The following is a 20,824-nucleotide window of genomic DNA, read 5'->3' as shown; positions in this document are numbered from 1 at the left end:
GCCCAGCTGCGGCGCGTGTGCCACAGGTCGGCCAGCGCCCAGGCCAGCCCCGCGGCCGCGAGCACGCCTGCCGCAACCGACACCCATGCCGACGGCACGCCGGCCAGCAGCGCCACGGCACTCGCGAGCGCGGCGGCAGCCACCGCCATCACGGCGGCGCGGCTCGGGATCAGGCGCAGGCGCATCGGCGGCCGTTCACAGGCGCGGCGCGGCCACGCTGTCGACCATCGCGGCCAGCAGCTCGCCGAGCGCGCGGCCTTCGAGCTGCGCATCGGGCGCCAGCATCACGYGGTGGCGCAGGGCCGGCAGCGCATGCTGCTTCACGTCGTCGGGCGTCACGAAATCGCGCGCCTGCATCATCGCGGTCGCGCGCGCCGCACGCACCAGCGCGATCGCGCCGCGCGGGCCGGCACCGGCCGACAGGCCCGGCCACACGCGCGTCGCCCGGGCCAACCGCACCGCGTAGTCGAGCACCTTGTCGTCGACGCGGATGAACGACACCAGGCGCTGCAGCGCGAGCACCGAGCGCTCGTCCAGCCGCGGCGTGATCGCGTCGAGTGGCAGCTGGTCGCCGGCCAGCTGCTCGGTGGTGCGGCGCACGATCGCGGTCTCCTCGTCCTGCGACGGGTAGCCGATGTCGATCTTGAACAGGAAACGGTCGAGCTGCGCCTCGGGCAGCGGGTAGGTGCCCTCGGTGTCGACCGGGTTCTGCGTCGCGAGCACCATGAACGGCTTGTCCAGCGGCAGCGTCTGCCCCTCGATCGTCACCTGGTACTCCTGCATCACCTCCAGCAGCGAGCTCTGCGTCTTGGCCGGCGCGCGGTTGAYCTCGTCGGCCAGCAGCAGGTTGGTGAAGACCGGCCCGCGGTGCACGCGCAGCGCGCCGACCGGCGAGCCCTCGTCCGCGCGCGCCTCCAGCACCGCATGGCCGGTGATGTCCGACGGCATCAGGTCGGGCGTGAACTGCACGCGCGCGTAGTTCAGCGACAGCGACTTCGCCAGCGTGCGCGCAAGCAAGGTCTTGCCGAGGCCGGGCACGCCCTCGATCAGCACGTGGCCGCTGGCCATCAGCGCGACCAGGCATTGGTCCACTGCCTGCTGCTGGCCGACGACGGCCTTGCCGACCTCGCTGCGCAGTTCGTTCAGCAGCTCGGCGGCACGGGTCAGGTCGGTGGGTTTGATCTGCATGGAGGGTCCTCAGGAAGCGGTGTGCGGTGCGGCCAGCCGGCGGCGTGCGGTTTCCAACAGTTCGAGCACGGGCGGCAGGTCGATGCGGCGGCGCGGAATGCCGCGGTCGAGCGCGAGGCCGAGCGCCGCGGCGTCCAGCCCGGTCAGCTTCGCGATCGCCGACGCACGGGCGCTGCGCTCCAGATCGTCGTAGCGCATCACATGCAGGCGCGCAGTCTCGTCGAGCGCACGCACCTGCGCCGCGTGCAGGCCGAGCGGGCCGTGGCGCCACAGGAAGCGCGCGGTGCCGGTGACCTGCTCGACCATCGAGCGGCGGCCGGGCGGCGTCGGCACCGTCAGCGGGCCGAAGCGCGGCGCGGCGCGCCACCAGGCCAGCAGCAGCGCGAGGCCCGACAGCAGCAGCGCCGCCGCGCCGGCGCGCCAGAGCCAGCTCGTCAGCGGCGTGCGCGATTCCTGGTCGATGATCCACAGCCGCTGCCCGGGGCGCAGCTGCAGCGCGGCCGCGGCGATCAGGCCGTTGTCGCCGCGCGTCAGCATCCGGTTGCCGCGCAGGTCCCAGCCGGCCAACACGGTGACGCTGCCCCGGCCGTGCGGCACGCGCAGCACCTCGATGCCGCTCTCGGCATCGAGCTGCCAGGCTGCCGGCCCCTTGGCCTGGATGCGCGGCCACGGCGGGTGGGCGCAGCTCATGAAGCGGCGCGATGGCGGGAAGGCCGGCGCCACCGCGTCCGGCTCGGCCACCGAGCGGCACGGCGGGCCTTCCTGCAGCTGCTTCACGATGCGCTTGACGTCGGGCGAGCCGCYGGCCGCCGGGCGCGAGGCCTGCGCCGCGGGTACTGCAGGCGCCTCCTCATCCTCGTCTTCATCCTCGTCGTCCGGATCTTCCGTCGTGCGCGCCCCCGATGCCGCGTGCGGCGCCGCCGGCTTGACAGGCTTGACGATGCGCACCGGCAGCCAGCTGCCGAGCTCCGACTCGGCCAGGTCAGTCGCCGGCACCACCAGTTGACCGCCATCGGCCACCCAGTCGCGCAGCCGCTCACCGCGGCCGGGAAAGATGCCCCACTGCCAGGTCGCGAGGTAGACGGTGGCGCCGGCCGGCGGCATCTGCGCCAGGTCGGTCGGCCGCTCGACCGTCGCACCGAGCCGGCGCGCCAGGTCTTCCAGCGCGAGCATGTCGTTCTTCGCGGCCTCGGGCGACGGCGGCTTCGCCGTGTCGACCTCGACCCACTCGGTGCACGACGCGAGCCACAGCAGGCCACCGACCAGCACCGCGGCGATGCCGGCGCGCAGCAGGTTGTCGCGGGTCAGCAGCGTCATGCGGCCTCCGCCACCGGGGCCGGCGCCTGCAGGCGCGCGTCGAACTCGCTGCACAGCGCCAGCACCTCGTCGGTCTGCGGCAGCCGCGCGCCATACACCGCCAGCTGCCACGCACCGACCAGCCGCGCGACGTACCCGGCCGGCTCGGCGCGCAGCCGCGCGCGCGCCAGCGCCACGCACTCGCCCTCGGTGCTGGCAGCGCGGATCGGCAGCGCATGCACATGCACCAGGCGCGACAAGGCGCCGCGGTACAGCAACGACAGCGCGGCCCGCTGCTCGCCGCGCTGCCACAGCGCCGCGGCGGCCGCGCCGATCCGGTCGGGCAGGCTCTCCGGGCGGATGTCGAGGTCGCGCACGTGGCTCGGCAACGGGGCGGCGCGCTGCGGCAGCGCACCGGCGCGTTCGCGGATCCAGTAGCGCAGCCCGACGATCAGCACCGCCACCAGCACCGCACCGATCGCCCACACGACCAGTCGCCCGGCCGCGGTCATCCAGCGCCCGAACTCGCCCAGCCACTTGAACCAGGCCGGCATGCCGGACGGCGGCTCGGACTTCTTCGCCTCCGAATCGCGCTCCTTGAAGCGCCAGGTCTTCTGCTTCTGCGTGCCGCCGAAACGCGGGTCGGCGCGCAGCGTGGCCAGCTCGRCCTCGACCGCGTCGCGCGATGGGCGGCCGTCCGCGGCCACCGGGACCACGATGGCCGAAGCCGCCGGCGCCGCCACATCAGCCGGCACCTGCTGGGCCTGCACCTGGGCCCCCAGCAAGGCCAGCGCCAACCCCCACGCAGCGCTAGAACGCACGGCGGAACTCCTGCTCGATGTCCCAGGCCTCGAGCTGCACGCGGCGGTTCAGGTACATCGCGAAGCCGGCACCGACATAGAACGGCTCGAGCATCAGCACCACCAGTGCATAGCCGCTGGCGGTGGCGAACGACGACGACAGGCTGCCGCCGGTGAACCAGTCCCACGCCATGCTGCGCAGCCCCTCGGGCAGCAGCAGCGCGATGAAGGCCATCAGCCCGATCCCGAGGAAGGCCTCGGCATGCGCGAACGCCAGGTGCATCATGCCGGCCGGCCCGCGCTGCGCGCGCAGCATCAGTGCGCGCCGCTGCCGCCGCGCCTTGCCGCGCTGGCCTTCGAGCTGGTAGATCGGCTGCGTGTACGAGCGCCACGGCGACAGGCGCCGCCACGTCAGGCTGGTGAACAGCTGACTCCACCAGACCTCGCGCTGCGCGCGCCACAGGTCGGCGAAGCGGGTCGACTGGCCGAAGGCCGCGCGCGACAGCACGAACAGCACGCTGCGGTCCATCCAGGGCTTGAGCCAGAAGATCAGCACGCTGGGCAGCCAGCTCGCGATCTCGACGCTCGACAGCGCGAGCAGGAACACCGCGGCGAACACCGGCGTGCAGGTCGCCCACACCGAACGCGCATGGGCCTGCACCAGGCGCACGCCCAGGTCGCCGGCCTCGTGCATCGGGCGCGGGCGCAGCTCGACGGCGATCGCATCAACCTGCATCCAGGCCCTTCTCATCGGCGGCGCGGCGCGGCCGGCCCTGCCAGCCGAGGTAGGCGATCACCAGCGCCCAGCAGGCCGCGCCGACGCCGTACTTGACCTGCGGCTCGACCCAGCGGGCCGACGACCAGAAGGCCTCGACCGCGGCAGCGATCAGCAGGAACGCGATCACGCCGTACATCACGACGATGGCGTGCGACGACGCATGCCGCAGCGCCTCCAGCCGCGTGCGGCGGCCCGGCGCGATCAGCGCGTGGCCGAGCCGCAGCCCGGCGGCGCCGGACATCACGATGGCGGTCAGCTCGAAGGCCGAGTGCGTGACGATGAACGAGTAGAACGCCTCGCCGTGGCCGCGCGCCGTCAGGTAGCCACCCACCGCGCCGCCCTGCAGCCCGTTGAAGACCAGGAAGAACGCGCTGCCGATGCCGCCGAACAGCCCCGCCGCGAAGCACTGGAAGCCGATGCCGATGTTGTGCTGGATGTAGTAGCCGAACATCTGCCAGTCGGTCTCGGCGCTGCGCGGCTTGCCGATCGGGTCGGCGCCAGGGCCGTACATCTGGTCGAAGTTGCGCACCTGCTGGGCGTCCATCAGGTGCAGGATGAAGCCGGGGTCGCGCCAGCAGGCCCAGCCGACGAGCAGCGTCGGCACGATGAACAGCAGCGCCGCCACCAGCAGGTAGCCGCGGTGCGCGCGCACGCTCTGCGGGATGTCGACCAGCAGCAGCCGGCGCAGCCGCCCGATGCCGAAGCCCGGCTCGTGGCGGCGGTAGATCAGCTGGTGCGCGCGGTGCGTGAGCTGCTCCAGGCGCTGCGTCAGGCCGATCGGGTAGGCGCGCGCCTGCGCCAGCGCCAGGTGCTCGCAGGCGCGGCGGTACAGCACGCTGAGGCGGGCGCCGTCGATCGGCGCGGGCTTGACCTTGGTGCGCGCCTTCTTGTCGGCCTGCTGGTCTTTCTTCTGGCGCGGGCGCGCGCCCTCCACGCGGTCGAGCATCGCCTGCAGCTCGTCCCACAGCGGCGTGTACGCGGCCTCGAACTGCAGCGGCGTCATCGGGCGGCGTCCCCGCGGCGGCCGAGCAGCCAGTGCGCGACGCCGAGCAGGCGCTGCGTGGCGTCAGGCGCACCGGCCCCGGCATCGGTCGCCGAGCGGGCCAGCACCGCCAGCTCGTCGAAGCGGGCCGGCGTGAGCCGCTGGCCGCGCATCGCCCAGTTGACGATGGCCGCCTGCTCGCGCAGTGCGAGCGGCCGGGCCGGCGCGCGCGGCGGTGCGTCGGGCAGCGCGCCGTGCAACTCGACGCTGCCGGCATGCACCACCAGCGTGCCGGCGGCCATGTCGCCGAGGCGCTTGAAATCGGGCCGCCACAGCATCGCGAGCAGGCCGAAGCCGTACAGCAGCGGCATGAAGTCGGCCGCGCGCAGCAGGTTGCGGATGATCGACGCGGCGGGCGTCACCGGCAGCCCGGAGTCCATCACGACGCGCAGGCCCAGCATGCGCTTGCCCGGCGTGGCACCGGCCAGCGCCAGCTCGAACACCACCGGGTAGAACCATTCGAGCAGGAAATACATCATCAGCTGCAGCCCGGCCCCCAGGCCGCCGCCCAGGCCCAGCAGCGCCGACAGCGCAAAGAACATCACGACGCGGATGCCGAAATCGGCCGCGAACGCCAGCACGCGCGGCACCAGGCCGGCCGGCCTCAGCGACAGCGCGATGCCTTCGGGGGTTTCAGCGGTGGTCAGCGTATCCAGCGACACGGAGGCCTTGTCTGTGGGGGTCGCAGATTCTAGGGTGCAGAATCTCTCTTCCGTTGTCGGAGACCCCGCCCATGAACGCTCCCATCCCCGCCCACCTGCTGCCGCAGCTCGATCCGCGGCCGGTTCCCGCCGAGATGGTCGAGGCGTTGCGGGTCCGCTTCGGCGAGCGCTGCTCGACGGCGCTGGCGGTGCGCCAGCAGCACGGCCGCGACGAGTCGCCGTTCGACGTGCCGCCGCCCGAGGTGGTGGTGTATTGCGAGAGCACCGACGAGGTCGCCGAGGTGGTGAAGCTGGCCGACCGCCATGCCGTGCCGGTGATCCCGTTCGGCGCCGGCTCATCGCTCGAAGGCCACCTGCTCGCGGTGCAGGGCGGCGTCAGCATCGACCTGACGCGCATGAACGCCATCGTCTCGGTGCGCCCCGAGGACCTCACCGTCACCGTGCAGGCCGGCGTCACCCGCATGCAGCTGAACACCGAGATCCGCCATGCCGGGCTGTTCTTCCCGATCGACCCCGGCGCCGATGCGACGCTCGGCGGCATGAGCGCCACCCGCGCCAGCGGCACCAACGCCGTGCGCTACGGCACGATGCGCGACAACGTGCTCGCGCTCACCGTCGTCACGCCGCAGGGCGAGGTGATCCACACCGGCACGCGGGCGCGCAAGTCGTCGGCCGGCTACGACCTGACGCGCCTGATGGTCGGCAGCGAAGGCACGCTGGGCGTGATGACCGAGATCACGCTGAAGCTGTACCCGCTGCCCGAGGCGATCTCGGCCGCCACCTGCAGCTTCCCGAGCATCGACGCCGCGGTGCGCACCACCATCCAGCTGATCCAGATGGGCGTGCCGATCGCGCGCTGCGAACTGCTCGACGCCAACGCGGTGCGCGCGGTGAACCGGCACGACAAGCTGACGCTGCCCGAGGTGCCGCTGCTGCTGATGGAGTTCCACGGCAGCGAGGCGAGCGTGGCCGAGCAGGCCGCCACGGTGCAGGAGATCGCCGGCGAGTTCGGCGGCGAGGGCTTCCAGTGGGCGACCACGCCGGAGGAGCGCACGAAGCTGTGGAGCGCGCGCCACCGCGCCTACTTCGCCGGGCTGCAGATGAAGCCCGGCAGCCGCACCGTGACCACCGACACCTGCGTGCCGATCTCGCGGCTGGCCGAGTGCATCAACGAGAGCGTCGCCGAGGTCGAGGCTTCGGGGCTGATGTACTACATCGTCGGCCACGTCGGCGACGGCAACTTCCACCTCGCCTACCTGATCGACCCCGACAAGCCGGAGGAGCGCGAGACCGCCGAGCGGCTGAACCTGCAGCTGGTGCAGCGCGCGCTGCGGCTGGACGGCACCTGCACCGGCGAGCACGGCATCGGGCTGCACAAGATGGGCTTCCTGGTCAGCGAGGCCGGTGCCGGCGCGGTCGACATGATGCGCACCGTCAAGCGCGCGCTCGACCCGAAGAACATCATGAACCCCGGCAAGATCTTCAATCTATGACGCCCACCCCCGGAGGCGCTTCGCGCCACCCCCTCAAGGGGGCGCCGCCAGTGGCCCGGCAAAGCCGGTTCCACGGCGTCCGCTTGATCTCCATGTAGTGCGAGGCGACTGGTCATCGGACCCTTTCTCTTCAGGCGCTGCGCCGCCTTCATCGCCACGCTGCTGGCGGCCTCGGCGTTGATCTTCGCGGTGCTCGCGCTGTTGCCGGGCAGCGCGGTCGACGTCCGGCTGGAGACCGGCGCGACGCCGGAGGCGGCCGCGGCGCTGGCGCAGCAGCTCGGGCTCGACCAGCCGCCGCTCGTGCGCTACGGCCACTGGCTGCGCGGCCTGGCGAGCGGCGAGCTGGGCCGCAGCGTCGCGTACGACGCGCCGATCGCCGAGCTGCTGGCCGAGCGGCTGCTCGTCACCGTGCCGCTCGCACTGATCGCCATGGTGCTGACGACGGTGTTCGCGCTGGCACTCGGCGTGTTCGCCGCATCGCGCCACCGCCGGCTCGGCGATGCCGGCGTGATGGCCTTCAGCCAGCTCGGCATGGCGGTGCCGAGTTTCTGGTTCGCGATCCTGCTGATCCTGGTGTTCGCGGTGAAGCTGCAGTGGTTTCCCGCGGGCGGATTTGCCGGCTGGGACGAAGGCCCGGCCGCGGCGCTGCGCTCGCTGCTGCTGCCGGCCGTCGCGCTGGCCGCGGTGCAGGCCGCGATCCTCGCGCGCGTGACGCGCAGCGCGGTGCTCGAGGTGATGCGCGAGGATTTCGTGCGCAGCGCGCGCGCGCAGGGCCTCGGCCGGCGCGCGGTGCTGTGGCGGCATGTGCTGCGCAACGCGCTGGTGCCGGTGCTCACGGTGATGGGGCTGCAGTTCGCGAACCTGCTGACCGGCGCGATCGTCGTCGAGAAGGTGTTCGCGCTACCCGGGCTCGGTCTGCTGGTGTTCCAGGCGATCGCGAACCGCGACCTGCTGGTGGTGCAGAACGTGGTGATGCTGTTCGCCGCCGCGGTGATCGCGATCAACTTCGCGGTCGACCTGGTGCTGGTCGCGATCGATCCGCGGCTGAAGGCAATCCATCGATGAAGGCCGCGATGAAACGCCACCCGAGCTTCGTCGCCGGCTGCGTGCTGGTCGGACTGTGGCTCGCTGCGGTGGGGCTGTCATTCGTCGGGACGCCCTACCCGCCGACCGAGATCGACATCCCGAACAAGCTGCTGCTGCCGTCCGCCGCGCACTGGCTCGGCACCGACAGCCTGGGGCGCGACATCGCGTCGCTGCTGATCGCCGGCGCCCGCACCTCGCTGCTGGTCGGCGTGGCCGCGGTCGGGACCGGCGCGCTGCTCGGCACGGCGATCGGCCTGCTCGGCGCGGCCCGGCGCGGCTGGCTCGATGCGCTGCTGATGCGCAGCGCCGATTTCAGCTTCGCGTTCCCGGCGCTGCTGACCGCGCTGATGCTGGCCGCGCTGGCCGGGCCGGGAATCGTCACCGCGGTGGCGGCGATCGCGGTGTTCAACGCGGCGGTGTTCGCGCGCATCAGCCGCTCGGCCGCCGGCGCGGTGTGGTCGCGCGATTTCGTGCTGGCCGCGCGCGCCTGCGGGCGCAGCCGCCGGCAGATCACGCTCGACCACGTGCTGCCGAACATCGCGGCGCCGCTGATCGTGCAGGTGACGATCCAGTTCGCGGTCGCGATCCTGGCCGAGGCGGCGCTCAGCTACCTGGGCCTGGGCGTGCGGCCGCCGCAGCCGAGCTGGGGGCGCATGCTGAACGAGGCGCAGGAGATGATGTACCAGGCGCCGCACCTGGCGCTGTACCCGGGCATCGCGATCGCGCTCGCGGTGCTGGGGCTGAACCTGGTCGGCGACGGGCTGCGCGACCTGCTGGACCCGCGCCTCGAGGGGCAGCGCCGATGACGGGCGCGCTGCTCGAGGTCCGCGACCTGCGCGTGAGCCTGCCGTCGGCACACGGGCCGGTGGAGGCGGTACGCGGGGTCGACTTCACGCTGGCGCGTGGCCGCACGCTGGGCCTGATCGGCGAGAGCGGTTGCGGCAAGTCGATGACGGCACTGGCGCTGATGGGCCTGCTGCCGGACGCGGCGCGTGCGGGCGGCAGCATCCGCTTCGACGGGCAGGAGCTGGTGGGCCTCGACGATGCGGCGCTGTGCGGCTTGCGCGGGCGGCGCATCGCGATGGTGTTCCAGGAGCCGATGACGGCGCTCGACCCGCTGCAGCCGCTGTGGCGCACGGTGTCGGAACCGCTGCGCGTGCACCGCGGGCTGGACGCGCGCAGCGCGCGCGCCGAGGCGCTGCGCCTGCTCGACCGCGTGCAGTTGCCGCAGGCGGCGCAGCGGCTCGATGCGCGACCGCACCAGCTGTCGGGCGGGCAGCGCCAGCGCGTGATGATCGCGACGGCACTGGCCTGCGGGCCGGAGCTGCTGATCGCCGACGAGCCGACCACCGCGCTCGACGCGACGCTGCAGCGCGAGATCCTGGCGCTGATCGGTACGCTGGTCGCCGACAGCGGCATGGCCTTGCTGCTGATCTCGCACGACCTCGACCTGATGGCGCGCAGCGTCGAGCGCGTGCTGGTGATGTACGGCGGGACGGTGGTCGAGGAGGGCCCCGGCGCGCAGGTGCTGGCAGCGCCGGCGCATCCATACACCCGCGGGCTGGTCGGCGCGCGGCCGCGGCTGGGGGCGCCGCGGGGAGCGCGGCTCGCAACGATCCCGGGGAGGGTGCCTGCGCTGGGCGAGTGGCCGGCGGGGTGCCCGTTCGCGGATCGCTGCGGGTGGGTGGTAGAGGCCTGCCGGGCGGGCTTGCCAACGCCTGTCGGCGTGGGTGGCGATCACGCCGCGCGGTGCATCAGGATCGACGCCGTCAGCGGTACCCCATCGACTGCGGCAGCCACAGCACGATCTGCGGGAACAGCGTCATCGCCAGCAGCAGCAGCAAGAGCATCACGATGAACAGCCAGCCCTCGCGCAGCATGTCGCGGATCGGGATGCCGGTCAGCGCGTTCGTCACGAACAGCAGCATGCCGAACGGCGGGTGGATCAGCCCGATCATCATGTTCAGCACGATCACCACGCCGAAGTGCACCAGGTCGATGCCCAGCGACTTCACCATCGGCAGCAGGATCGGCACGAACACCAGCAGCAGCACCGAGATGTCCATGAAGCAGCCGAGCACCAGGAACAGCAGGTTCACCAGCAGCAGGAACGAGGTGCGCCCGAGGTCGAAGCCCGCCATCCACGCCGCGAGCGACTGCGGCACGCCCTCGGCGGTGAACGCGTAGTTCATCATGAACGCGCCGGCCAGGATCATCGTGATCACCGCGCTCGAACGCGTCGACTCCATCACCACACTCCACAGCGTGCGCCAGCTCAGCGCGCGGTAGACGACGCCGGCCAGCACCAGCGCATGCAAGGCCGCCACCGCGGCCGCCTCGGTGGGCGTGAAGATGCCGGTGTAGATGCCCGTCAGCAGCAGCACCGGCAGCGACAGCGGCAGCGCGCCGCGCCACAGGATGGCCGGCCACTCGCGCAGCGGCACCTTGTCCTCGCGCGGCATGTTGCGCCGCGTCGCGATGACCTGCACCACGCCCATCATCAGCAGCGCCATCAGCACGCCCGGCACCACGCCGCCGAGGAACAGCGCGCCGACCGAGCTGCCCGACACCAGCGCATAGATCACCATCGGGATCGACGGCGGGATGATCGGCCCGAGCGTCGCGCTSGCCACCACCACCGCGCCGGCGAARCCGSGCGTGTACTCCGGCTTCTTCAGCATCTGGCGGATCGTCACCAGCCCCGGCCCGGCCGCATCGGCGATCGCGCTGCCGCTCATGCCGGAGAACACCACGCTGACCAGGATGTCGACCTGGGCCAGCCCGCCACGCAGCCGCCCGACCAGGATGCGGCAGAAGTCGAAGATGCGCTCGCTGATGGTGCCGGCATTCATCAGGTTGGCCGCGAAGATGAACAGCGGCACCGCCAGCAGCACGTAGCTGTTGTAGAGCCCGTTCAGCACCTGCTCGGCCGCGAGGCCGACGTCCTGCCCCTTGACGACCAGGTAGGCGATGCCGCTGCCGATCATCGAGAAGCCGATCGGCGCGCGCAGCACGAAGCCGGCGACCAGCACGCCGATCAGCGCCCACAGCGCCGCCGTCATGCCTTCACCTCGCCGCTCAACTCATGGTCGAGCCCGCGTGCGATGCGCCACAGCGTGTGCGCGCTGCGCGCCACCACCCCCACCAGCATCAGCGCGAACGGCAGGAACACCGCCATGAACGGCAGCCCGAGCACCGGCGTGCCCTCGCGCGCCATGAACCGGATGTAGTCCCAGCTGGCCGGCAGCGCCCACAGCGCGAGGCCGCCGAACAGCAGCGCCGCGAGGCCGCGGAACACCCGCCGCACACCGGCCGGCATCGCGTTGTAGACCAGGTCAAAGGCCACGTGCTCGCGCTGCGGCACGACGAACGCGGTCGACCACAGGATCACCCAGACGTACAGCACCACCGCCAGCTCGTCGGTCCACGGCAGCGGCCGGTCGAAGCCGAAGCGCGCGACGATCTGCACCAGGAACACGAGGAACAGCAGCACGAAGAGACCGCCGCCGACCGCCTCGGCGCCGCGTTTCAGCCAGCTGCGCATCAGGCGACCCCGTTGATGCGCTCGAGCATCCCCTTCGGCCACGACTTCGCCTGCTCCGACGCGGCATACGCCTGCTGCACCGTGCGGCGGAACGCGGCCACGTCGGGCGTCGTCACCTGCAGGCCTTGCTGCCGGAAGAAGTCGACCAGCTGCGCCTCTTCCTTCAGGCGGTTCTCGTTGTTCCAGCGCGCCGCCGCCTGCGCCGCCGCCTTCAGCTTCTGGCGCTGCGCCGGGTTCGCCGCGTTCCAGGTCTTGTTGGCGACCGCGATGAACAGGCCGTCGACCAGGTGGCCCGTCAGCACCAGCTGCTTCGTCACCTCGTAGAACTTGGCGGCGCGCACGGTGGACAGCGGGTTGTCCTGGCCGTCGATGGTGCCGGTCTTCAGGCCCAGGTAGACCTCGCCGAAGGCCAGCGGCGTCGGCGTGGCCCCCAGCGCCTCGCCGAGGAACAGCCAGTCCTTCGAGCCCGGCATGCGCAGCTTCACGCCCTTCAGGTCGGCCGGCACCACCACCTTGCGCGTGTCGCGCAGGTTGAGCTGGCGCGTGCCGAGGTAGGCCGTGGCGAGCACCGTCACGTCGAGCTTGTCCGAGACGCGCTGGAACGCCTCGTCGCCGATCGGCCCGTTGAACACCTTCTGCTGGTGCTGCGGGTCGCGCAGCATGTAGCCGGCGGTGAAGATCGAGAACTCCGGCAGCAGCTTCGCGATGTCGAAGGCCGAGATCGACGCCAGCTCCAGGTTGCCGCGCGCCATCGCCGCCGGCTCGGTGCCCTGCTTGAACAGCGCCGCGTTCAGGTTGACCTGCACCTCGAACTCGCCGGGGGCCGACTGCTCGAGCGCATCCTTGAAGACCGTCCACATCTTCGCGTGCCAGTCGTCCGGCACCGCGGGGGTCGAGATGCGCAGCAGCGTCTTGCCGGCGGCACGCGCCCACGGCGCAGACACGCCGGACAACCCCGCGCCGGACAACACCAGGCCGGCCGCCAGGCGGCGGCGCCGTGAATCAACAATCATGCAGTCTCCAGCTTCCTTGTTCGGATCAGTCTCAGTCGACGTCGAGGTCCAGCGCGATCGGCTTCAGCGCATGCTGCAGCGTGTGCATCTGGTCGAGCGTCAGCGCCACCAGCGGCGCGCGCACCCGCAACCAGCCGGGTTCGCCGCTCAGGGCCGACATGATGCCCTTCAAAGCGGGTGTCAGCGCGTAAGGGCCGAGCATCGCCAGCAGCAGCCGCACGCGCGACACGTCGTGCGGGGTGTTCGGCGCATCGGGCCGGCCGGCCAGCCGCTGCACCACGTGCGGCATGAAGTTGGCCAGCCCGCTGATGGCGCCGGTGCTGCCGCGGCGGGCCAGCTCGGGCAGGTCGGGCTCGTGGCCGGCGGTCACCATCAGCGTCTCGTTGAACGCATCGGCCAGCGCCAGCGTGTGCGCGGTGTCGCCGCTGCTGTCCTTGATGCCGACGATGGTCTGCGGGTACAGCCGCTTCAGCGTCTCGACGACCTTGCGCGACAGCCCGACGCCGCTGACCTGGGGGATGTGGTACAGGTACAGCCGCAGCCGGTCGTCGGCCGCGCCGTCGATCACCTGGCGGTAGCTGTCGATCACGCCCTGGTCGGTCACCTGGTGGCCACCGCCCTTCAGGTAGAACGGCGGCATCATCAGGCAGCCGTGCGCGCCGATGCCGAGCGCATGGCGCGTCAGCGCCAGCGTGTCGGGCAGCGCGGCGCAACTGGTCGACACCAGGATCTGCGACCCCGGCACCCCTTCGCCGACCAGCGCGTCGACCGCGTCGCGGCGCTCGGCGACCGAGAACGCCGGCCCCTCGCCGGTGGTGCCGAACGGCACGACGCCGCCGCAGCCCTTGGCGTGGATCAGCGAGCGGGCGTGCAGCCCGAAGCGGTGCAGGTCGATGCCGAGGTCGGGCTTCAGCGGCGTCAGCAGCGCCGGCCAGATGCCGTGGAACGAGGCGGATGCGGCAGGAATCGTCATGGTCTTCTCCCGTCAGTGGGAGCGATGACGGCGCGGCTCCCCTCGCGCCAGACCCGATGGAAAACGTCAGTCGGTGGACACCACCCCCTTGCGCAGGATCAGGTTGCCGTACTTGCGCTGCTCGCCGCTGCGCAGGATCAGGAAGGCGCGTTGCGCCTGCTCGTAGAACGCGAAGCGCTCCAGCGTGGCCGGCTCGCGCTCGCCGGCGGTGTGCAGCAGCTTGCGGAATTCGGCCACCGGCGGCGGCACCGCGCGGGAATCACCCACCACCTGCATCGTCCAGGCGCATTGCGGCACGAAGGTGTCGAGCGGGAACAGCGGCAGCAGCGCCGCCAGCACGGCCGGTGCGTCGGCGCCGGTGATCTGCACCAGCCGCGCACCGGACTGGCGGGCCACCTGGGCGGCGGGGAAATTCGCGTCCACAATCGCCAAGTCGTCGCCGTGGCCCATGCTGGCCAGCGCGTGCAGCGCGTCGGGCGTGAGCAGCGGCGATATCGTCTTGAGCATCGGGACTTCCTTCGTGTCTTCGTGGGACAGCGCGGATTCTCATCGTAAGCGCCTGCCCCGAAAGCTTCAGCGGGACAAACCCTTCTGCCCTGTCAACGCCGCCACCCTGCCAACCCTGTCGAGAGCCTCCATGACCCTCCACTTTCCCCCCCTGCCGATGCCCGTCGCCGAATCGCTGCCCCACGACGCCCGGCACGCCACGCTGGTCGGCCGCCTGTGGGTGCCCGGCAGCGGGCCGACGCTGGTCACGCTGACCGGCGATGACCTGCATGATTTGTCCACCGTCGCTGCCACCAGCAGCCAGCTGCTGGAACTCGACGACCCGGTGTTCTCGGTGCAGTCGGCGCTGCGCACCGGGCAGGCGCCGCGCATCGCGTCGTACGAGGCGGCGCTCGCCAACAGCGACGAATCGCTGCGCGACGGCACCCAGGCCTGGCTGATGGCGCCGTGCGACCTGCAGCCGGTGAAGGCGAGCGGCGTCACCTTCATCGCGAGCCTGCTGGAGCGGGTGATCGAGGAGCAGGCGCGCGGCGATGCCTCGCGCGCCGACAAGATCCGCCGCTCGCTGACCGGCATCCTCGGCGACAACCTGGCCGGCATCGTGCCCGGCTCGCCGCAGGCGGCCCAGGTCAAGGAGGTGCTGATCGCGCAGGGCGCCTGGTCGCAGTACCTGGAGGTGGGCATCGGGCCGGACGCCGAGGTGTTCACGAAGGCGCCGCCGATGGCCGCGGTGGGGACCRGCGCCGATGTCGGGCTGCACCCCGGCTCGTCGTGGAACAACCCGGAGCCCGAGGTGGTGCTCGCGATCGACAGCCGCGGCCGGGTGCGCGGCGCGACGCTCGGCAACGACGTGAACCTGCGCGATTTCGAGGGCCGCAGCGCGCTGCTGCTGGGCAAGGCCAAGGACAACAACGCCTCGTGCGCGATGGCGCCGTTCATCCGGCTGTTCGACGCGCACTTCGGCATCGACGACCTGCGCCGCTGCGAGATCGCGCTGCATGTGGCGGGGCCGGACGGTTTCCGCGTCGAGGGCCGCGACACGCTCGCGAAGATCAGCCGCGATCCGCTCGACCTGGCGGCGCAGGCGATCGGCCCGCACCACCAGTACCCGGACGGGCTGATGCTGTTCCTCGGCACCATGCTCGCGCCGACGCAGGACCGGCTGGGCCCGGGCCAGGGCTTCACGCACGTGGTGGGCGACGTGGTCACGGTCTCGTCGCCGGCGTTCGGTGCGCTGGTGAACCGGGTGCGCCGCTGCGACGAGATCGCGCCGTGGCGCTTCGGGCTGACCGCGCTGATGCGCAGCCTCGCGGCGCGCCAACTGTTGACGTGAGCGCCGGGGTCGGCGAGGCGCCGCTGCTTGCGCTGGAGCAGGTGACGCGGCGCTACACGCTGCCGCGCGAACGGCTGCTGCAGCCGGCGCCGGTGGTCGACGCGCTGYGCGGCGTGAGCCTGGCGGTGCGGGCCGGGTGCAACCTCGGGATCGTCGGCGAATCGGGCTCGGGCAAGTCGACGCTCGCGCGCATCGCGATGGCGCTGGAGCCGCCGAGCAGCGGCCGGGTGCTGTTCGACGGCCGCGACCTGAATGCGCTGGCGCCGGCCGGGTTGCGCGCGGCGCGGCGCGGCTTCCAGATGGTGTTCCAGGATCCGTACGGGTCGCTCGATCCGCGGCAGCGGGTCGGGCGCATCGTCGCCGAGCCGCTGCCCGACGGTACGCCTGATGCGGTCGGGCAGGTGGCCGAGGCGCTGGAGGCGGTCGGGCTGCGGGCGTCGGATGCCGCGCGGCATCCGCACGAGTTYTCCGGCGGCCAGCGCCAGCGCATCGCGATCGCGCGGGCGCTGGTGACGCGGCCGAAACTGATCGTCGCCGACGAGCCGGTCAGCGCGCTCGACGTCTCTGTGCAAGCGCAGGTGCTGAACCTGATGACCGACCTGCAGCAGCGCTTCGGCATGACCTACCTGCTGATCAGCCACGACCTCGCGGTGGTCGACCACCTGTGCGAGGAGGTGCTGGTGATGCGCGGCGGCGAGGTGGTCGAGCGCGGGGCGTCGGACGAGGTGTTCCGGTCGCCGCAGCACCCGTACACCCGCGCGCTGGTCGCCGCCGCGTAGCGACTTCCGGGCTACCATCTTCCGATGCATCCAGCCCTCAAGACCACCGCCACGCTGCTGTTGTGCGCCGCGACGCTCGCCGCAGCCCAGTCCCGCAAGGACAGCGCCGTCATCGGCATCACGCTGGAGCCGCCCGGGCTCGATCCGACCACCTCGGCGGCGGCGTCGATCGGCGAGATCGTCCACTACAACGTGCTCGAGGGCCTGACCAAGATCAACGTCGACGGCAGCGTGACGCCGCTGCTGGCCGACAGCTGGAGCATCGACCCCGACGGCCGGCTCTACACCTTCAAGCTGAAGAAGGGCGTGAAGTTCCATGACGGCGAGGCCTTCGACGCGTCCGACGTCAAGTTCAGCTTCGAGCGCGCCCGCGCCGAGGGCAGCACCAACAAGGCCAAGAAGACGGTGTTCGACAACATCACCCGCATCGAGACGCCCGATGCGCAGACAGTGATGCTGGTGCTCGCGAAGGCCGACGGCAACCTGCTGTTCCGCCTCGGCGAGAACACCGCGGTGATCCTCGACCCGAAGAGCGCCGCCACCACCGCCACCCGCCCGATCGGCACCGGCCCGTTCCGCTTCGAGAGCTGGTCGCGCGGCGCCGCGGTGGTGCTGTCGCGCTGGGACGGCTACCGCAACGCCGCCGCGATCAAGCTGAAGAAGGTGAGCTTTCGCATCATCAACGACCCGGCCGCTCAATCGGCCGCGCTGCTGGCCGGCGACGTCGACGCGTTCCCGCGCTTCCAGGCCGCGCAAAGCCTGGTGCAGTTCCAGAACGACCCGCGCTTCACGGTCGCGATCGGCGGCACCGAGGGCAAGACCCTCGTCGCGATCAACAACAAGCGCAAGCCCTTCGACGACGTGCGCGTGCGCCGCGCGATCGCGATGGCCATCGACCGCAAGGCGGTGATCGCCGGCGCGATGGAAGGCCAGGGCGCGCCGATCGGCAGCCACATGGTGCCGAGCGACGCCGGCTACATCGACCTGACCGGCGTGAACCCGTACAACCCCGACAAGGCCCGCGCGCTGCTGAAGGAGGCCGGCGTCGCGACGCCGCTGAACGTGACGCTCTCGCTGCCGCCGCCGCAGTACGCGCGCAAGGGCGGCGAGATCGTCGCGGCGCAGCTCGCGAAGGTGGGCATCGTCGCGAAGATCGACAACGTCGAATGGGCGCAGTGGCTGGCCGGCCCGTTCAAGGGCAGCTTCGACCTGACGATCATCAGCCACGTCGAGCCGCTCGACTTCGCGGTGTATGCCGATCCGTCGTACTACTTCGGCTACGACGGCCGTGCCTACGCCGAGATCGTCGCGAAGTACGACGCCAGCACCGGCGCGAAGGAGCGGCTGAAGCTGCTCGGCGATGCGCAGCGCCGGCTGGCCGACGACGCGGTCAACGCCTGGCTGTTCCAGCTGCCGCAGTTCATGGTCGCGAACAAGCGGCTGAAGGGGCTGTGGAGCAGCTCGCCGGTGTTCGCGAACGACATGGGCGCGGTGAGCTGGCAATGAACGCGCTGGCACAGCTGTCGGCCGTGGAGCTGCTGGCGGCCTACGCGGCGCGCACGCTGTCGCCGGTGGAAGTGACGCGCGCGGTGCTCGCGAACATCGCGGCCTGGGAGCCGCGGCTGTGCGCCACCTATGCGCTGGATGCGGCCGCCGCGCTCGCGCAGGCCGAGGCCTCGCAGGCGCGCTGGCTCGCGAACGCGCCGCTCGGTGCGCTCGACGGCGTGCCGGCGATGATCAAGGAGAACATCGCGACGCGCGGCACGCCGGTGCCGCTGGGCACCGCTGCCACCGAGCTGGTGCCGGCTGCGGCCGATGCGCCGCCGGCCGCGCGGCTGCGCGAAGCCGGCGCGGTGATCCTCGGCAAGACGACGATGCCCGACTACGGGATGCTGTCGTCCGGCCTGTCGAGCTTCCACCCGCTGGCCCGCAACCCGTGGGACCTGCGCCGCAACCCGGGCGGCAGCAGCGCCGGGGCCGCCGCGGGCGCTGCTGCCGGCTATGGGCCGCTGCACGTCGGCACCGACATCGGCGGCTCGGTGCGGCTGCCGGCCGGCTGGTGCGGCATCTTCACGCTGAAGCCGAGCCTCGGCCGCATCCCGATCCAGCCGCCGTACGCCGGCCGCGTGGCCGGGCCGATGACGCGTACGGTCGCCGATGCGGCACTGCTGATGGATGTGCTGTCGCGCCCCGACCCCGGCATGCGCGACACGATGAACCTGCCCTGGCAGGACATCGCCTGGTCGCAGCTCGAGCGCCCGCTGCGCGGATTGAAGCTGGGCCTGCTGATGGACGCCGGCTGGGGCCTGCCGGTCGAACCGGAGGTGCGCGCGGCGGTCGAGGCGGCGGCGCGTGCGTTCGAAGGCGCGGGCGCAGTCGTCGAGCCGGTCGCGCCGTTCATGACGCGCGAGATGATCGACGGCATGGACCGCTTCTGGCGCTGCCGGGCCTGGATGGACATCGCGGCGCTGCCCGAGGCGCGGCGCGCGAAGGTGCTGCCGTTCATCGTCGACTGGGCGCGCGGCGGCGCCGACCTGAGCGGCGCGCAGGTGTTCCACGGCTACAGCCAGATGGGCGCGATGCGGGAGGCCGCTGTCGCGGCCTGCCGGCCGTTCGACGCGCTGCTGTCGCCGACCGCGCCGATCCCGGCCTTCGCCGCCGAGCTGCCGTGCCCGACCAACGACCCGGCGCGGCCGTTCGAGCACATCGCGTTCACGCTGCCGTACAACATGAGCGAGCAGCCGGCCGCGAGCATCAACTGCGGCTACACGAGCGACGGGCTGCCGATCGGGCTGCAGATCATCGGGGCGCGGCACGACGACCTGGGCGTGCTGCAGCTCGCGCGGGCGTGGGAGCAGATGCGGCCGGCGCAGCGGGCGTGGCCGCAGGTGGGGTGACGCCGGCTTGAATTTCGATGCAAATGAAGCGGCAATTGACGCCTTCAATGCATCAATCCTCGCCCGCATTGGTCGCATACCTGGACTCCAGAGCATTCGCCAAATGCTTGGCAACGTCCGCCAGGATGGTGCCCCACGCACGGGCTATCTGAGAATGGATCCAACCACTACTCGGCCGCTATCGATTGCGTTTGYGGCGTCCTCGCCGAGATAGCTTCCGCGTGCCGGGTCACGGCGAAGTTCTTTTCTCACAAAAGCCAGTACACCTTTCGCCCAATCGCAAAAGGCTTGGTCTTTCTGCACAAATATATTGCCAATGAGAACCCGATCTTCATAATAGAGACGCCCAGGTCGCATGATTTTTCCATCGTAGAATGGACGCCAGAATTCGATGATGTGCGACTTATGAATGTTGACATGCATCTTGACTGGGCTATCTGGTTCAATAAATATTCGAGCAGGCAATTGCATGGGTGCCAAATAGCAAACGAGCGACCTCTCTCCCGCGAATGCGATTGGAATTGGCAATTGGTCTAGCGTACCGAGCGAACTGAAATCACTGTTTGCAATATCTGACAAAAGAGCGACATCCCCCCTGCTCCTGAGAGACTTTCCCAGATCCCGAAGATCAAGATCTGTCGTCAAAATTTCAATTTGCTTTCCCATAGGATTTTCTCAGCGGTCATAGGGTCGGAATGATACGTTCGTGCCGGGCGATGCTTTACTCACATCTTGTATTGCACGTCGCTCACGAGCCACCGGATTTCCGGCCTGTGTCTCCTTACCAACTTGCACACCTTCAACTATCTCGCCAGTTCTCTTGTCTCTTGCAGCCACGTCGAGATATCGATTCTCCTTGTCTCCACCCGGAGTCCGAACGCGAACCTCTGTTTGCACTTCAATGTTGGGATCATTCGCATACTTGTTGCGCAATTCATTTTCAGCCTTTTCGACTTCAGCCTGATGTTCAGGACTTCCCTTCCGCCCATTCGGATTTGGAGGGCGCTTTTCTGCCTCCGTCGACAACCCATCAGCAGCCTGCTCCTCGGAATCGCCCACGGACAGTACCGCATCGACCATTTTCCACAGCACGGATCCGTTCTCAGCCTCCTTGTGGACGTACTCGCGCATCCCGGCGACCACTCTCGTGGTCTTGGCGCCCCCCGCGTTCAGGCCCTGCTGGAACGACTTCTGAACTGGCGTGCCCGGTGCGGCCATCAGCACGAAGGTCGGCGGCCCCGGCCTGAAGAGTCCTCCCAGGCAGGATGATGTGCAGGTCAGATTCGGCGCAGGCAGCGTGGGCACGCCCGTGCCGGTGATCTTCACCTCCTCCATCACGAAGAGTTCGGGATCCCAGGTCTTGCTCGGCGTCAGCTCATTCGGATTCCAGCCGCTCGGGTCCGTGCCACTCAGCGGCCGGTTCTCGACATAGC

At 70.7% G+C, this 20,824-nt stretch carries 21 protein-coding genes and 1 pseudogene; 8 read left to right on the top strand and 14 right to left on the bottom strand.

The window, feature by feature from the left end; all coding sequences use genetic code 11:
* The 7 genes and pseudogenes from AC1D12_RS05140 to AC1D12_RS05110 all read right to left on the bottom strand — a co-directional run.
* Positions 1–185: pseudogene (locus tag AC1D12_RS05140) on the bottom strand (DUF58 domain-containing protein); the annotation flags it as partial.
* Positions 186–195: 10 nt separating this feature from the next.
* Entirely contained in the window at positions 196–1,188 is a 993-nt protein-coding gene (locus AC1D12_RS05135; RefSeq protein WP_477839183.1) for an AAA family ATPase, read from the bottom strand.
* Between the two features lie 9 nt (positions 1,189–1,197).
* Positions 1,198–2,505 carry a DUF4350 domain-containing protein gene (locus tag AC1D12_RS05130; protein ID WP_477839181.1) on the bottom strand — a complete coding sequence of 436 codons (1,308 nt, stop codon included), beginning with the start codon at positions 2,503–2,505 and terminating at the stop codon, positions 1,198–1,200.
* Positions 2,502–3,305, bottom strand: coding sequence for a DUF4129 domain-containing protein (locus AC1D12_RS05125; RefSeq protein ID WP_477839179.1), 804 nt, complete (start codon positions 3,303–3,305; stop codon positions 2,502–2,504). The genes AC1D12_RS05130 and AC1D12_RS05125 overlap by 4 nt, the downstream gene beginning before the upstream one ends.
* The gene (locus AC1D12_RS05120; RefSeq protein ID WP_465110362.1) at positions 3,295–4,020 is read right to left on the bottom strand and encodes a hypothetical protein; all 726 of its coding nucleotides are present in this window, start codon (positions 4,018–4,020) and stop codon (positions 3,295–3,297) included. The genes AC1D12_RS05125 and AC1D12_RS05120 overlap by 11 nt, the downstream gene beginning before the upstream one ends.
* On the bottom strand, positions 4,010–5,065 hold the full coding sequence (locus AC1D12_RS05115; RefSeq protein ID WP_477824727.1) for a stage II sporulation protein M: 1,056 nt from the start codon (positions 5,063–5,065) through the stop codon (positions 4,010–4,012). The genes AC1D12_RS05120 and AC1D12_RS05115 overlap by 11 nt, the downstream gene beginning before the upstream one ends.
* Entirely contained in the window at positions 5,062–5,766 is a 705-nt protein-coding gene (locus AC1D12_RS05110; RefSeq protein WP_465110360.1) for an RDD family protein, read from the bottom strand. Before AC1D12_RS05110 ends, AC1D12_RS05115 begins: the two co-directional genes overlap by 4 nt.
* Positions 5,767–5,837: 71 nt before the next feature.
* Between AC1D12_RS05110 and AC1D12_RS05105 the strand changes: the two genes are divergently transcribed.
* The 4 genes from AC1D12_RS05105 (at position 5,838) to AC1D12_RS05090 (ending at position 10,203) form a co-directional block, all read left to right on the top strand.
* Positions 5,838–7,259 (top strand): FAD-binding oxidoreductase, encoded by a 1,422-nt coding sequence (locus AC1D12_RS05105; protein ID WP_477839177.1) that lies wholly within the window; start codon positions 5,838–5,840, stop codon positions 7,257–7,259.
* Between the two features lie 114 nt (positions 7,260–7,373).
* A complete protein-coding gene (locus AC1D12_RS05100) occupies positions 7,374–8,324 on the top strand; it encodes an ABC transporter permease (RefSeq protein WP_477839185.1) in 951 nt (316 codons plus the stop codon).
* Positions 8,325–8,332: 8 nt separating this feature from the next.
* Positions 8,333–9,151 carry an ABC transporter permease gene (locus AC1D12_RS05095; protein WP_477839175.1) on the top strand — a complete coding sequence of 273 codons (819 nt, stop codon included), beginning with the start codon at positions 8,333–8,335 and terminating at the stop codon, positions 9,149–9,151.
* On the top strand, positions 9,148–10,203 hold the full coding sequence (locus AC1D12_RS05090) for an ABC transporter ATP-binding protein (RefSeq protein ID WP_477839174.1): 1,056 nt from the start codon (positions 9,148–9,150) through the stop codon (positions 10,201–10,203). Before AC1D12_RS05095 ends, AC1D12_RS05090 begins: the two co-directional genes overlap by 4 nt.
* Here the strand turns inward: AC1D12_RS05090 and AC1D12_RS05085 are convergent.
* The 5 genes from AC1D12_RS05085 to AC1D12_RS05065 all read right to left on the bottom strand — a co-directional run bounded on the left by AC1D12_RS05085 (position 10,115) and on the right by AC1D12_RS05065 (position 14,382).
* Positions 10,115–11,407 (bottom strand): TRAP transporter large permease, encoded by a 1,293-nt coding sequence (locus AC1D12_RS05085; RefSeq protein WP_477839172.1) that lies wholly within the window; start codon positions 11,405–11,407, stop codon positions 10,115–10,117. The genes AC1D12_RS05090 and AC1D12_RS05085 overlap by 89 nt on opposite strands.
* Complete coding sequence (locus AC1D12_RS05080; protein WP_047508186.1) at positions 11,404–11,889, bottom strand: TRAP transporter small permease; 486 nt, start codon at positions 11,887–11,889, stop codon at positions 11,404–11,406. The genes AC1D12_RS05085 and AC1D12_RS05080 overlap by 4 nt, the downstream gene beginning before the upstream one ends.
* Positions 11,889–12,902, bottom strand: a complete 1,014-nt coding sequence (locus tag AC1D12_RS05075; protein WP_477839170.1) for a sialic acid TRAP transporter substrate-binding protein SiaP — start codon at positions 12,900–12,902, stop codon at positions 11,889–11,891. Before AC1D12_RS05075 ends, AC1D12_RS05080 begins: the two co-directional genes overlap by 1 nt.
* 31 nt (positions 12,903–12,933) lie before the next feature.
* On the bottom strand, positions 12,934–13,875 hold the full coding sequence (locus AC1D12_RS05070; protein ID WP_047508188.1) for a dihydrodipicolinate synthase family protein: 942 nt from the start codon (positions 13,873–13,875) through the stop codon (positions 12,934–12,936).
* Positions 13,876–13,941: 66 nt separating this feature from the next.
* On the bottom strand, positions 13,942–14,382 hold the full coding sequence (locus AC1D12_RS05065) for an RbsD/FucU family protein (RefSeq protein ID WP_047508190.1): 441 nt from the start codon (positions 14,380–14,382) through the stop codon (positions 13,942–13,944).
* A 130-nt stretch (positions 14,383–14,512) separates the two neighbouring features.
* On the opposite strand from AC1D12_RS05065, the gene AC1D12_RS05060 reads away from it, so the two are divergent.
* From AC1D12_RS05060 to AC1D12_RS05045, 4 genes are read left to right on the top strand one after another with little or no spacing between them, the layout of a single operon-like run.
* Positions 14,513–15,715, top strand: a complete 1,203-nt coding sequence (locus tag AC1D12_RS05060) for a fumarylacetoacetate hydrolase family protein (protein ID WP_477839168.1) — start codon at positions 14,513–14,515, stop codon at positions 15,713–15,715.
* The gene (locus AC1D12_RS05055) at positions 15,712–16,494 is read left to right on the top strand and encodes an ATP-binding cassette domain-containing protein (protein WP_477839166.1); all 783 of its coding nucleotides are present in this window, start codon (positions 15,712–15,714) and stop codon (positions 16,492–16,494) included. Before AC1D12_RS05060 ends, AC1D12_RS05055 begins: the two co-directional genes overlap by 4 nt.
* Positions 16,495–16,518: 24 nt before the next feature.
* Positions 16,519–18,000, top strand: coding sequence for an ABC transporter substrate-binding protein (locus AC1D12_RS05050; protein ID WP_465110351.1), 1,482 nt, complete (start codon positions 16,519–16,521; stop codon positions 17,998–18,000).
* Entirely contained in the window at positions 17,997–19,391 is a 1,395-nt protein-coding gene (locus AC1D12_RS05045; protein ID WP_465110350.1) for an amidase, read from the top strand. Before AC1D12_RS05050 ends, AC1D12_RS05045 begins: the two co-directional genes overlap by 4 nt.
* 144 nt (positions 19,392–19,535) lie before the next feature.
* On the opposite strand, the gene AC1D12_RS05040 is transcribed toward AC1D12_RS05045, so the two are convergent.
* Together AC1D12_RS05040 and AC1D12_RS05035 are read right to left on the bottom strand one after the other, a co-directional pair.
* On the bottom strand, positions 19,536–20,057 hold the full coding sequence (locus AC1D12_RS05040) for a hypothetical protein (protein ID WP_477839163.1): 522 nt from the start codon (positions 20,055–20,057) through the stop codon (positions 19,536–19,538).
* 9 nt (positions 20,058–20,066) lie between these two features.
* The coding region (locus tag AC1D12_RS05035) for a hypothetical protein (protein ID WP_477839161.1) at positions 20,067–20,824 on the bottom strand (758 nt) is incomplete at its 5' end.

The sequence above is a fragment of the Rhizobacter sp. P1_G5 genome, from assembly GCF_056405435.1.
This window is presented reverse-complemented; position numbering and strand designations above follow the sequence as displayed.